This window comes from Desulfatiglans sp., from assembly GCA_012513605.1.
Lineage (GTDB): Bacteria > Desulfobacterota > DSM-4660 > Desulfatiglandales > HGW-15 > JAAZBV01.
In genome coordinates, this window is record JAAZBV010000035.1 from 1 (window position 1) to 13,461 (window position 13,461).

13 protein-coding genes and 1 tRNA gene are annotated in these 13,461 nt (G+C 42.4%); all 14 read right to left on the reverse strand.

Annotated elements, in window-relative coordinates; translation table 11 throughout:
• A partial coding sequence (locus tag GX654_04615; GenBank protein NLD36134.1) for a hypothetical protein occupies positions 1–107 on the reverse strand: 107 nt, incomplete at its 3' end.
• A 74-nt stretch (positions 108–181) separates the two neighbouring features.
• Positions 182–652, reverse strand: a complete 471-nt coding sequence (rpsG, locus tag GX654_04620) for a 30S ribosomal protein S7 (GenBank protein NLD36135.1) — start codon at positions 650–652, stop codon at positions 182–184.
• Positions 653–667: 15 nt separating this feature from the next.
• Complete coding sequence (locus GX654_04625) at positions 668–1,045, reverse strand: 30S ribosomal protein S12 (GenBank protein NLD36136.1); 378 nt, start codon at positions 1,043–1,045, stop codon at positions 668–670.
• Between the two features lie 185 nt (positions 1,046–1,230).
• Entirely contained in the window at positions 1,231–5,307 is a 4,077-nt protein-coding gene (rpoC, locus tag GX654_04630) for a DNA-directed RNA polymerase subunit beta' (protein ID NLD36137.1), read from the reverse strand.
• Positions 5,308–5,380: 73 nt separating this feature from the next.
• Positions 5,381–9,493: a DNA-directed RNA polymerase subunit beta gene (rpoB, locus tag GX654_04635; GenBank protein NLD36138.1), complete on the reverse strand. Its 4,113-nt coding sequence runs from the start codon at positions 9,491–9,493 to the stop codon at positions 5,381–5,383.
• A 115-nt stretch (positions 9,494–9,608) separates the two neighbouring features.
• Positions 9,609–9,989: a 50S ribosomal protein L7/L12 gene (gene rplL, locus GX654_04640; GenBank protein NLD36139.1), complete on the reverse strand. Its 381-nt coding sequence runs from the start codon at positions 9,987–9,989 to the stop codon at positions 9,609–9,611.
• A gap of 34 nt (positions 9,990–10,023) precedes the next feature.
• A complete protein-coding gene (locus tag GX654_04645; protein ID NLD36140.1) occupies positions 10,024–10,566 on the reverse strand; it encodes a 50S ribosomal protein L10 in 543 nt (180 codons plus the stop codon).
• Between the two features lie 237 nt (positions 10,567–10,803).
• Positions 10,804–11,514, reverse strand: a complete 711-nt coding sequence (locus GX654_04650; GenBank protein ID NLD36141.1) for a 50S ribosomal protein L1 — start codon at positions 11,512–11,514, stop codon at positions 10,804–10,806.
• A 50-nt stretch (positions 11,515–11,564) separates the two neighbouring features.
• Positions 11,565–11,990, reverse strand: a complete 426-nt coding sequence (gene rplK / locus GX654_04655) for a 50S ribosomal protein L11 (protein ID NLD36142.1) — start codon at positions 11,988–11,990, stop codon at positions 11,565–11,567.
• 10 nt (positions 11,991–12,000) lie between these two features.
• Entirely contained in the window at positions 12,001–12,549 is a 549-nt protein-coding gene (nusG, locus tag GX654_04660) for a transcription termination/antitermination protein NusG (GenBank protein NLD36143.1), read from the reverse strand.
• A 15-nt stretch (positions 12,550–12,564) separates the two neighbouring features.
• Entirely contained in the window at positions 12,565–12,807 is a 243-nt protein-coding gene (gene secE, locus GX654_04665) for a preprotein translocase subunit SecE (protein ID NLD36144.1), read from the reverse strand.
• 159 nt (positions 12,808–12,966) lie between these two features.
• A tRNA-Trp gene (locus GX654_04670) sits at positions 12,967–13,043 on the reverse strand.
• Positions 13,044–13,139: 96 nt separating this feature from the next.
• Positions 13,140–13,289: a 50S ribosomal protein L33 gene (gene rpmG, locus GX654_04675; protein ID NLD36145.1), complete on the reverse strand. Its 150-nt coding sequence runs from the start codon at positions 13,287–13,289 to the stop codon at positions 13,140–13,142.
• A 46-nt stretch (positions 13,290–13,335) separates the two neighbouring features.
• On the reverse strand, positions 13,336–13,461 hold a 126-nt coding region (gene tuf / locus GX654_04680), incomplete at its 5' end, for an elongation factor Tu (protein ID NLD36146.1).

Genomic DNA, 13,461 nt, shown 5'->3' on the forward strand with positions numbered 1-13,461 from the left:
AGAAGTTTCGTTATTGCAGCCGTAAGTGTCGTCTTTCCATGGTCTATATGACCTATCGTCCCAACGTTTACGTGTGGCTTAGTCCTTTCAAATTTCTGTTTAGACATCGCTATCCCCCTTTATAAGCAATAATGAAAAAAATTATTATATCTATCAGTTTCTATTCGCATATTTCAAACAATTACCAGCGATAATGAGCAAAGGCCTTGTTGGCCTCGGCCATTCGATGGGTATCTTCCTTCTTTTTGATCGCTGCACCTTTTTTTTGAGCTGCATCCATCAGTTCACCGGCAAGTTTTGCAGGCATACTTTTCTCTCCCCTGGCTCTTGAAAAGGTAAGCAGCCACCTGATACCAAGTGCCTGGCTTCTATTTGCTCTTACTTCTGTGGGCACCTGATAAGTTGAACCACCAACCCTTCTTGACCTGACTTCTACCAGAGGCTTTACATTATTAATAGCCTTCTGAAATACGGATAAGGGATCTTCCTGTGTCTTTCCCTGTATAATATCAAATGACTCATAAAGTATTGACTGAGAAAGGCTTTTTTTGCCCTTTTCCATCATACAGTTGATAAACTTTGCTAAAAGCGCGCTCTTGTATTTCGGATCAAAGGTAATTTCCCTTTTTACTATCAACCTTTTTCTTGGCATAATTACTCCTGTAGATTAAATCGCTTTGGGCTTTTTAGCGCCGTACTTTGAACGGCCCTGTCTTCTATCTTCCACTCCTGAGGTATCCATAGTACCCCTTAAGATATGATAGCGGACACCAGGAAGGTCTTTAACGCGGCCACCACGTATCAAAACAACCGAGTGTTCCTGGAGATTATGGCCCACACCAGGTATATAGGAGGTCACTTCAATGCCATTCGTCAATCTTACCCTGGCTACTTTTCTTAAAGCTGAATTAGGTTTCTTGGGAGTTGAAGTATAAACCCTTACACATACCCCTCTTTTCTGAGGGCATGCGCCAAGTGCAGGGGTCTTTACCTTTTTCCTGGACTGCTTTCGTCCTTTTCTAATTAACTGGTTTATAGTCGGCATACTATCTTTTGCCCTTCCTTCTGCTCGATTCAATCAATTCATGAGAAACATCAAAATACTTAAATCAAAAAATCATTCTTTTTATTGACATTATCAAAGATTGTCAAGCAATTTTTATTTATTTTTTTAATTTAATCGGAATATTTTCTTGTTTTTTCCGACCAACAATACAACTACGATTTTTCCTAGTTATTTGATACAGTTATATCCAGATCCCTGTATTCTTTTATACCTGTTCCAGCAGGGATTAACCTACCCATAATAACATTTTCCTTTAGACCCTTCAGACGGTCAACTTTACCTGCAATACTTGCATCCGACAGTACCTTTGTTGTCTCCTGGAAAGATGCCGCCGAAATAAAACTTTCAGTACTCAAAGATGCCTTTGTAATTCCAAGGAGAAGCGGCTCAGCTGTTGCCGGTGCGCCACCTTTTTCAATAATACTGCTGTTTTCCTCTTCAAACTTCCACTTTTCAACCTGCTCGCCGAGTAAAAACCCTGAAGAGCCGACATCCTTGACTGTGACCTGGCGCAACATCTGTTTTACTATCACCTCTATGTGTTTATCATTTATAGAAACACCCTGAAGTCTGTAAACCTCCTGAACCTCGTTTACCAGGTATTTTGCTAGCTCCTTAAGCCCTCTGATCTTCAAAATATCATGAGGATTAGCAGAACCATCCATGAGGGGTTCACCAGCCCTTACATAATCACCTTCAAGAACACTGACATGCTTTCCCTTTGTAATAAAATAATCAACCGGTTCACCTGTTTCAGGCGTGATTATGACCCTTCTTCTTCCTTTACTGTACTGTCCGAATGAGACAGTGCCGTCTATTTCACTTAGGATAGCGTTTTCTTTGGGTTTTCTTACCTCAAACAGCTCTGCAACCCGCGGGAGACCACCTGTAATATCCTTTGTCTTGGTAGTTTCCCTTGGTATCCTTGCAAGAACAGAGCCTGCCTTAACAGCATCTCCCTCATTTACCATTATTATAGCGCCTATTGGCAAATGATAACGTGCTTGCCCCTTTGTCGAACCGGGCAGATTGGCGGTTTTATTATCAGCATCTTTTATTGATATTCTTGGACGAAGTTCACCCTGTCTTGATTCAATAATAAAACGGCTGATCCTTCCTGTTACATTATCCCGCTTTTCCTGCATGGTTTCCCCGTCCAGAACATCGCCAAACTTAACAGTTCCTTCAACCTCTGTCAGGATCGGGATGGTATAGGGGTCCCATTCTGCAAGTATTTGGCTTGCTTTAATTGTCTGGCCGTCCTTTACCTTCAGTATTGCACCGTAAGTTACAGGATATCTCTCTATTTCACGACCGCCTGCACTGATAACCGATATCTCACCGTTTCTATTCATGACAATATGGCTGCCTTCAGCGTTCTTTACTGTCTTAAGATCAATAAAGCTTACCTTGCCTTCATTCCTTGCCTGTATAGTCGTCTGCTCAACCCTCTTGCTGGCTGTACCGCCGATATGGAAGGTTCTCATGGTAAGCTGGGTACCAGGTTCACCTATGGACTGGGCGGCAATAATTCCTACTGCCTCGCCTATATTTACTTCATGCCCGTGCGCAAGATCACGACCATAACATTTTTTACAGACACCATCCTTTGCCTGACATGTAAGCACAGAACGGATCAGTACCTTTTCAAGACCGGCATCTTCAATTAGTTTAACCTTTGCCTCATCAATCAGCACATTGGCGGGTATAAGGAGTTCATTGGTAATCGGGTCATATACATCCTCCAGCACGACCCTTCCAAGCACCCTTTCACCAACCCTCTGGATGATTTCACCACCCTCCATGAGGGGTGTTACCCAGATGCCATCAACCGTGCCGCAGTCTTCCATGGTGATAACAGCATCCTGTGCAACATCAACCAGCCTTCGTGTAAGATAACCTGAGTTGGCGGTTTTAAGCGCTGTATCAGCAAGACCTTTCCTGGCGCCGTGAGTAGATATAAAATACTGGAGAACGGTCAAACCTTCCCTGAAATTTGAGGTGATAGGGGTCTCAATAATTTCGCCGGAGGGTTTAACCATAAGACCTCTCATACCGGCGAGCTGCCTCATCTGATCCTTGCTTCCCCTTGATCCGGAATCTGACATCATATAGATTGAATTGAAGCTTTCTGTCTTTTTAATACTCCCGTCGGGGGCTGTTACATCTTCAATTCCCATTTCAGTCATCATTTCTGATGTTATCTGGTCATTTGCCTGGGTCCAGATATCAACGGCTTTGTTTATTTTCTCACCGTTTGTTATCAAACCTCCTTTGTACTGGTCTTCAATCTTTTTGATTTCCTTTTCAGCCTCTTCAATTATGGCACCTTTCTTGGATGGGATTGTAACATCCTTTATGCTTATGGATGTCCCTGATATGGTGCTATATTTATACCCCATATCCTTGAGCCTGTCAGAAAGAATAACAGTAGATTTTATTCCAGACCTCCTGTAACACTCATTAATCAGGTTTATAAGCTTCTTCTTTGTCATGACCTGGTTTATGAGTGAGAATGGCAGATCTTCAGGAAGTATTTCACTCAACAATACCCTTCCCGTTGTTGTCTCCTCAATCTTTTCGTTGATTCTTACCTTTATCTTGGCATGCAATGCAAGGGCCTTTGCATCGTAAGCCATCCTGACTTCATCAGCATTGGCAAAGATCATGCCTTCACCCTTACTGTAGACCCTGTCTCTTGTCATGTAGTAGATGCCGAGAACTATATCCTGGCTCGGGACGATAATCGGAGTTCCGTCAGCTGGCGAAAGGATGTTATTGGTTGACATCATCAGTACCCTTGCCTCCACCTGTGCCTCAATAGAAAGCGGCACATGGACTGCCATCTGGTCACCGTCAAAGTCAGCGTTAAAAGCTGTACAAACAAGCGGATGAAGCTGAATGGCCTTTCCCTCAACCAGTATCGGTTCAAATGCCTGGATACCAAGCCTGTGAAGTGTTGGTGCACGGTTCAGGAGAATGCAGTATTCCTTGACAACATCATCAAGGGCATCCCAAACTTCAGGGGTTTCCCTTTCAACCATCTTCTTTGCAGACTTTATTGTTGTGGCAAAACCCTTTTCGTCAAGCTTGTTATAGATAAACGGTTTGAAGAGTTCCAGCGCCATCTTTTTCGGAAGACCGCACTGATGCAGCCTGAGATCAGGGCCAACAACAATGACTGAACGGCCAGAATAGTCGACGCGTTTTCCAAGCAGGTTCTGCCTGAAGCGTCCCTGTTTACCTTTAAGCATATCGCTTAGTGATTTGAAAGGCCTTTTATTGGCCCCTGTAACAACCTTTCCCCTTCTTCCATTATCAAAAAGCACATCAACTGCCTCCTGAAGCATCCTCTTTTCATTGCGAACAATGATATCCGGGGCATTCAGTTCTAAGAGCCTTTTGAGTCTGTTGTTTCTATTTATTACCCTGCGGTAAAGATCATTAAGATCAGATGTGGCAAACCTGCCACCATCAAGGGGTACCAGAGGTCTGAGATCCGGTGGAAGAACAGGAATAACACTCATTACTGTCCATTCAGGCCTGTTTTGGGATTCCTTAAAGGCATCAATAACCTTGAGACGTTTTGTAAGTTTTTTCCTTTTTGCCTCAGACCTGGTAGTTATCATTTCCTCTCTCAGGGTTACTGACAGCTCATCAAGGTTCAGGGCCATAAGCATTTTCTGGATCGCTTCAGCCCCAATACCATATTCAAACCTGTCACTGTAATCCTCTTTTGCCTTATAAAGCTGTTCGTCATTTAAAAGAGAACCTCTGACAAGAGGGGTATCTCTGGGGTCGATGATAATAAAATTTTCAAAATAGAGCACCCTTTCCAGATCTTTCAAGGTGAGATCCAGAAGGTTACCGATTTTGGAGGGAAGGCATTTTAAAAACCATATATGAGCAACCGGAGAGGCAAGCCTTATATGGCCCATGCGCTCTCTGCGCACCTTGGACTGAATTACCTCAACACCGCACTTTTCGCATATAATACCACGGTGTTTCATCCTCTTGTATTTGCCGCAGTTACATTCATAATCCTTTATTGGGCCGAATATCTTTGAACAGAAAAGACCGTCCCTTTCCGGTTTGAAAGTACGATAATTGATAGTCTCAGGCTTCTTGACCTCTCCATAAGATCGTTCAAGGATCATTTCAGGGGATGACAGTGAGATCCTTACAGCATGATAACTTGATGGATCCTTTGGCTTCGTAAAGAAGTTATATAGTTCTTCCAATGTCTCCTCCTATATTAAAAACATTTTCGATTATTACTGTATTAAAATTGCTCATTTAAAACCATTATTATGATCAGCTGTTAACATCTTCAAGAAGCTGGAATTCAAGACCCAGACTCAGCAATTCCTTTATAAGTACCTTAAAGGATTCCGGCAACCCTGACTCCAGGATATTATTTCCCTTTACAATCCGTTCGTACATGCGTGTACGGCCTGCGACGTCATCCGATTTTACTGTAAGAAACTCCTGCAATGAATAGGCAGCGCCATATGCCTCCATTGCCCAGACCTCCATCTCACCAAGCCTCTGACCACCAAACTGTGCCTTGCCTCCCAGAGGTTGCTGGGTAACAAGTGAATAGGGTCCGATAGAACGCGCATGAATCTTATCATCAACCAGGTGATGCAGTTTCAGGATATACATGATACCTACTGTTACCGGCTGTTCAAATGCCTCACCGGTTCTGCCGTCATAAAGGATGGATTGACCAGTTACAGGCAATCCTGCCTTTTCAAGGCATTTTTGGATCTCATTCTCTTCAACGCCGTCAAAAACAGGTGAGGCCATATGAACGCCATCTCTCAGAAGGCTTGAAGAGGAGACAAGATCAGCATCAGTCATATCCTTGAAATACTGGGTATATTCTTTTGCAGAGTATATGTTTTTCAGTGTCTTTTTAAGAGTATCAATTCCTTCTTCATTATCCAGCACGCTGGCTATCTGTCTGCCAAGGGCCCTTGAAGCCCAGCCTAAGTGAGCTTCGAGCACCTGCCCGACATTCATTCTTGATGGAACTCCAAGCGGATTCAGGATTATATCAACAGGGGTGCCATCAGCAAAATAGGGCATATCCTCTACAGGAAGGATGCGTGAAAGAACACCCTTGTTTCCATGTCGACCTGCCATTTTATCGCCCACAGATAATTTCCTTTTTACAGCGATATAGACCTTTACCATTTTTATAACACCAGGGGCGAGCTCATCACCCATGCTGAGCTTATCCATCCTGTCCTCAAGAATGCTGTTTACATGCTCAACCCTAGCATTGAATTTTTCAATAACAGCTTCAACCTTGTCTATGAGATCCATTGAGGCCTTTATATCCGCCCCTGACCATGCAGTTACAGGAAGTTCATCTATAATGTCAGGCATTATCTCCTTTTTGGTGCTTAAAAGAGTCTTACCTGATTTCTTATCCTTCAGATTGGTCTTAAGAGCGACCCCGTTAAGAAGCTCTTTCAGCCTGTTTTTGACGCTCTTTTCAACTATCTCAATCTCATCAGACCGGTCTTTCTCAAGCTTTGCGATCTCCCTCTTTTCAATAACCTGGCTGCGTTTATCCTTGTCAACACCCCTTCTGGAAAAGACCTTTGCGTCAATAACAGTCCCTTCAACTCCCGGTGGAACCCTCAAGGAGGTATCCTTTACATCCCCTGCCTTGTCACCGAATATTGCCCTTAGAAGTTTTTCTTCTGGCGAAAGCTGTGTTTCACCTTTAGGAGTAATTTTGCCTACAAGGATATCTCCGACTTTTACCTCTGCTCCAATCTTGATAATACCGCTATCATCAAGGTTTTTAAGGGCCTCTTCACCGACATTGGGTATATCTTTTGTTATTTCTTCCTTGCCGAGCTTTGTATCCCGTGAAACCACCTCAAATTCTTCAATATGAATGGATGTGTAAATATCTTCCTTGACAACACGTTCGCTTACAATAATTGAGTCTTCAAAATTATAACCGCCCCAGGACATGAATGCGACCATAACATTCTGACCGAGCGCAAGCTCTCCCATCTCAGTAGCCGGGCCGTCAGCAATTATCTGTCCCTTTGTTACAAGATCACCCTGTTTAATAATAGGCCTCTGGTTATAACAAGTGTTCTGATTTGATCGCTGGTATTTTACCAGTTTATGGATCTCAACCTCTTCGTCCTTTTCTTCATTGGCTGTTGATCTGATAACAATCCTTGATGAATCAACATCCTCAATTATGCCGTCATGCTGGGCAACAACCGTTACACCCGAGTCCTTGGCCACAACACCTTCAATGCCGGTACCTACCAGCGGTGCCTTTGCCTTTAAAAGTGGCACACCCTGACGTTGCATGTTGGAACCCATAAGAGCCCTGTTTGCATCGTCATGCTCCAGAAAAGGAATAAGACTGGCAGAGACACTAACAAGCTGGTCAGGTGAAACGTCCATATACCTGATTTCCTCAACAGGAGCGCGCATTGCCTCTCCTTCGATCCTGACTGCGGCCTCATTGTTTACAAATTCCCCTTTACTGTTTAGAGGGGCATTTGCCTGGGCAATTGGATAATTCCGTTCATCAAGGGCCGAGAGATAGGATATTTCCTTTGTTACTTTCCCATTCTCAACATGCCTGTATGGTGTTTCAATAAAACCATATTCATTAACCCTGGCGAATGTGCTCAAGGATACTATCAGGCCTATGTTCGGACCTTCAGGTGTCTCGATCGGGCAGATACGTCCATAATGTGTCGGATGTACGTCGCGAACCTCAAACCCTGCCCTCTCCCGTGTAAGCCCACCTGGTCCAAGGGCGCTAAGTCTCCTTTTATGGGTAACCTCAGAAAGAGGATTTGTCTGATCCATAAACTGTGAAAGCTGACTTGTTCCAAAAAACTCCTTTACAACAGCAGAAACAGGCTTGGAATTTATCAGATCGTGGGGCATTAAAGTTTCAACCTCCTGAAGGCTCATCCTCTCCTTTATTGCCCGTTCCATCCTGACTAAACCAATCCTGTACTGATTTTCCAGTAACTCTCCAACTGCCCTTACTCGTCTGTTACCCAGGTTATCTATGTCATCAACAGATGCTTCTGTATTTTTAAGCCTGATGAGTTCCTTAACAATAACAATGATATCCTCTTTTCTCAGTGTCCTTAAGTCATTAGGCACATCTTCAAAATTCAACCTGTGATTCAGTTTCAGCCTGCCGACTGTGGAAAGATCAAAGGAGGTTATATTAAAAAATAGATTATTAAAGAAATTGTTTGCAACCTCCTGTGTAGGCGGGCTGCTTGGCCTCATTTTCCTGTATATTTCAAGCTTTGCCTCTTCAGCATTGTCAATTTTATCCAGGAGCATGGTGTCATGGATAGTCGGGCTGGCATTAGGAGAATCAAGCACAAGGCATTCAACCTCTTTTATCCCTTTTTGCAAGAGTAATTCGATATTCTGAGCGGTGATTGCCTGATTACGCGCAACCAACACCTCACCTGTTTCCTGGTCAATCAGGTCGTCAATAAGTATTCTTCCTTCAACATCTTCAACATTTATAGGGAGCTTTTCCACTCCTGCGGTCTCAAGCATCTTGTGAAGACGTTTGGTAAATTTTTCACCAATTCTGGCAATTATCTTTTTAGAATTGGGCGCAGTAACATCCTTTGTAAGCCTTTTTCTGTAAAGGTTATCAAAATTTATGTCTCTGAAACAGCCCTCCTCACTGATATATATCTTTTCAGTATCATAAAATTCAAGGAGCAGCTCCCGTGTTGAATAGCCAAGGGCCTTCAGAAATGTTGTGGCTGGGAATTTTCTGCGTCTGTCTATCCTGACATGAAGCAGATCTTTGGGATCAAATTCAAAATCAAGCCATGATCCCCTGAGGGGTATGATTCTGGCTGAGTATAATAATTTGCCACTGCTGTGTGTCTTTCCCTTGTCATGATCGAAAAACACACCGGGAGACCTGTGAAGCTGGCTTACTATGACCCTTTCAGTGCCATTAATGATGAATGTCCCTCTCCGGGTCATCATGGGGATAGTCCCAAAATATATCTCCTGCTCTTTGATATCCCTAATACTTTTAGTCCCGCTTTCAGAATCTGTATCAAAAACAAGTAAACGCGCAGTCAGCCTCAGAGGGGCTTCATAGGTCATCCCCTTGCTGAGGCATTCTGTTTCATCATATTTGGCAGGTTCGAAAGAGTATTTTACAAATTCCAGTGATGATGTATTACTGAAATCCTGAATAGGGAATACGCTTTTAAAAGGACTCTGAAGGCCTGTATCTTCGCGATCCTCAGGTTTAACATCCATTTGTAAAAAACGTTCATATGAGTGCTTCTGTACTTCAATAAGATTCGGAATATCAATAGTCTTTCCTATTTTACCGAAATTCCTTCTTACACGACGCCTCACACCATTCATCTCTTTCATGGGATCTCCCTGTTTTTGTTATTAAAACCTGTATTCTATTAAAAAATGCTACAAATTACGTCTTATTTCCATCCGGAGACTTCTTAAAGTTCCATCAGGAGATCAGATAATAATACTACTTTATTTCTACGCTGGCACCGGCAGCTTCAAGCTGTTTCTTGATGCCTTCTGCTTCATCCATGGGAATAGCCTCTTTAACAGGGGCAGGAACGCCGTCAACAAGTGCCTTTGCTTCCTTAAGGCCCAATCCTGTGATTGCACGAACTTCCTTGATAACCTGTATCTTCTGGTCACCTGTTGCTGTCAGGATTACGTTAAACTCTGTCTGTTCAACAGCAGCAGCGGCCTGCTCTACGGGAGCAGCTGCTACCATCGCCACAGGTGCGGCAGCGCTTACACCAAACTTTTCTTCAAGTTCTTTTACGAATTCAGAAAGCTCAAGCACTGTCATGTTTGCTATAAAATCTACTACATCATTCTTTGTGATATTGGCCATTGTATATATATCCTCCTAATATTTTTTTAGTATTTTAATTTGTTTGCGGAACCTGCTTGCCTTCAGCTTTAGCGGTTTCGATTGCCTTTAATGCATTCATCAGATTAACAAGAACACCATTTGTAACCCTGACAAATGAAGTTGGTACAGCCTGCATTGCAGACAGGACCTGAGCCAGAAGCTGTTCCCTGCCCGGGAGTTTTGCAAGCCTTTTTATTCCATCCAGATCCATCATTTTACCGGATATCTGTCCGAACTTCAGATCCAGCTTGTTAAGCTCTCTGTCCATATCAACTAGAACCTTTGCCGGTGCAACAACGTCTGAGTAGCTAATGGCTACGGCGCATGGCCCAACAAATTTATCAGCGATTGATTCAGACCCGGTACCCTTGCTTGCAATTCTTAGAAGCCTGTTCTTTACAACGTAAAATTCAGCATCGATCTTTCTGAGTTCATTTCTGATCTTGTCCATTGATCCTACGTCGAGACCCTGATAATCGACAACAAATGTTGCCTTGGCCTTTTCAAGCCTTTCTTTCATCTCATCGATGAAAACCTTTTTCTTATCCTTATCCAAGTATTATCACCTCCTCCTGTCCTGACATTAAAGTTTTGTCAAAAACAGGGGTATGCTGTTAGGAGAGAAGCCAATAGCATAGTCTGAGCAGGCAATTTTAAGCGATTTCACTGCACCCGCTGTCTTTGACTATATAATCATTCAAATTCCGGCTCATTTCATATGGCAAAAGGCTTAATGGAATTGCCTTAAATGAATGACCCTAATTTTTATTCATCTTTTGCTTTTAATAAAAAGCTATTGCCTGTTGAATAACTCCTTTGTGAAAAGTGGATCAATTTTTATTCCAGGTCCCATTGTTGTTGATATGGCAATACTTCTTAGATATGTACCTTTACTTGCCGGGGGTTTGAGTCTGAGAATGGTATCCATAAATGCGCTTACGTTATCAGTAAGTTTTTCAGGCCCAAATGAAACTTTCCCCATCGGGGCATGAACAATACCGGCCTTTTCCACCTTGAACTCTATTTTGCCGGCTTTAATCTCCTGAACAGCCTTGCCCACATCAAAGGTAACAGTCCCCAGTTTGGCATTCGGCATCATACCTCTTGGACCTAAGACGCGTCCAAGCTTACTTACAGTACCCATTATATCAGGAGTAGCAATAGTCTTATCAAAATCAAGCCATCCGCCCTGTATCTTCTCTACAAATTCATCTGATCCTGCATAGTCGGCGCCTGCATCAAGGGCCTCTTTCTCCTTTTCACCTTTTGCAAAAACGAGTACCCTTACTGTCTTGCCAACTCCATGGGGAAGGGCTACAGTTCCTCTAACCATCTGATCTGCGTGTCTTGGGTCAACACCTAATCTTACTGCAATATCAACTGTCTCATCAAATTTGGCGACATGACAATCAAGCATAAGCTTAATGGCGTCGGAAAAGTTATATCTGTTAAGTCTTTCTATATTTACTACTACCGATTTATATTTTTTTCCTCTTCTAGGCATTTTATTTCTCTCTGATATACAAATTTTAATTGATAATAAATCATCAATAACTATTGAGTTACCTTAAGCCCCATGCTTCTGGCAGTACCTTCAATAATTTTTACCGCACCTGCCATATTATATGCGTTTAAATCTTCAAACTTTGTTTTGGCAATCTCTTCAACCTGTTTTTGTGTAACTTCGCCAACCTTTTCTCTATTAGGAACCCCAGAGCCCTTGGCAATCTTTGCAGCCTGCTTCAGCAATACCGATGCCGGTGGAGTTTTAGTAATGAATGAGAATGTCCTGTCAGCGTAAATTGTGATTATTACAGGAATAACTGTCCCCATTTTATCCTGTGTCCTGGCATTAAATGCCTTACAGAATTCGGCTATATTTACACCATGCTGCCCAAGAGCGGGGCCGATAGGAGGAGAGGGGTTTGCCTGACCTCCTTTAACCTGCAGTTTTACACTTCCTATTATTTTCTTGGCCATTAGAATCCTCTTATATCTTATTAACTTGTATAAAATCCAATTCAACCGGGGTTGCACGTCCGAATATTGTTATTAATACCCTCAGCTTTTCCTTATCCGGTTTGACTTCTTCTACCGTTCCCTGAAAATTGCTAAAAGGTCCATCAACTACCCTTATTTCATCACCTTCCTCAAAAGAGTATCTCGGTTTTGGTTTTGTAATACCCTCCTCCATCTGGAGGATGATCCTTTCAGCTTCACTGTCGGGGACAGGATATGGTTCACTTCCGCCACCAAGAAAACCCGTCACCTTAGCAGTATTCCTGACTGTATGCCAGGTATCCTTGTTAAGCACCATCTGTACCATAATATAGCCGGGATAAAACTTCCTTGTGGATGTCTTTTTCTGACCTTTTTTTAACTCGACAACCTGTTCTGTCGGCACAAGGACCTTTCCGAAATAGCTTTCCTGTTTCAGAGCCTTAACCCTTTCCTCAAGATTCAGTTTTACTTTATTCTCAAATCCTGAATAGGTATGAACAATGTACCATTTTAAACCAACATTTTTTTCTTCGTTCATATTATTTCTCTGAAATTAACCTACTATTTTATTTATAACACTCATCAGGCCGAAATCTACCAGACTAAGATAAATTGCCGCAATTATAACAAGAATGATAACTATTGTTGTGGATGCTATCAGTTCTTTCCTTGTAGGCCATTTAACCTTTTTAAACTCGGTTTTTGCATCTTTTAAAAACTGGCTTGTGATCGTGACAATATTTATCTTTTCTGCCTGTTTTTTTATTTTAATGTCTGAGTCCCTTTTTTCAGGCATCTGCTGGTTCCTTTTTTTTACCTTTGTATTATCATCGGTAGAAGTAACTGATTTCGAATTATGATCGGCCATGTTATTTTCTTTTATTGTAATTTTAAATTTTGATTAGTTTATCTAATCCACCTTTATTTAATATGTACCCTTGCATTGAAATATTAATGGCAGGCCAGGAGGGATTCGAACCCCCATCACCCGGATTTGGAGTCCGGTGCTCTAGCCGTTAGAGCTACTGGCCTGCATCCATTATCTGAAACAAGAAATGTCAGCCGTTATTTAAAGCAAAAAAACAGACCCGGCATTACTTGTTACAGGCTATCTAAATGCCATTAATACTATTTTGTCTCCTTATGATTTGTATGAGACCTGCAAAACGCACAATATTTTTTAAAATTCAGCTTGTCTGGCGTCTTCTTTTTATTTTTCGTTGTCGTATAATTCCTGTTTTTGCACCGCTCACAGGAAAGTGTAATTATATCTCTCATTTACCTCTTCTCCCTTGATAAAACATCCAGGTAGATTATTAAACCGCTATTCGATGATTTCGCTGACAACGCCGGCACCTACTGTGCGGCCTCCCTCACGAATAGCAAAGCGAAGTTCCTTCTCCATTGCTATCGGGGTTATCAGTGCCCCAACCATCGCCACATTATCTCC

Coding starts and splice junctions, on each gene's coding strand:
- rpsG (NLD36135.1), bottom strand. CDS start 652: ATGCCAAGAAAAAGGTTGATAGTAAAAAGGGAAATTACCTTTGATCCG.
- nusG (NLD36143.1), bottom strand. CDS start 12,549: ATGAACGAAGAAAAAAATGTTGGTTTAAAATGGTACATTGTTCATACC.
- GX654_04650 (NLD36141.1), bottom strand. CDS start 11,514: ATGCCTAGAAGAGGAAAAAAATATAAATCGGTAGTAGTAAATATAGAA.
- rpoB (NLD36138.1), bottom strand. CDS start 9,493: ATGAAAGAGATGAATGGTGTGAGGCGTCGTGTAAGAAGGAATTTCGGT.
- GX654_04625 (NLD36136.1), bottom strand. CDS start 1,045: ATGCCGACTATAAACCAGTTAATTAGAAAAGGACGAAAGCAGTCCAGG.
- secE (NLD36144.1), bottom strand. CDS start 12,807: ATGCCTGAAAAAAGGGACTCAGACATTAAAATAAAAAAACAGGCAGAA.
- rplK (NLD36142.1), bottom strand. CDS start 11,990: ATGGCCAAGAAAATAATAGGAAGTGTAAAACTGCAGGTTAAAGGAGGT.
- rpmG (NLD36145.1), bottom strand. CDS start 13,289: ATGAGAGATATAATTACACTTTCCTGTGAGCGGTGCAAAAACAGGAAT.
- rplL (NLD36139.1), bottom strand. CDS start 9,989: ATGGCCAATATCACAAAGAATGATGTAGTAGATTTTATAGCAAACATG.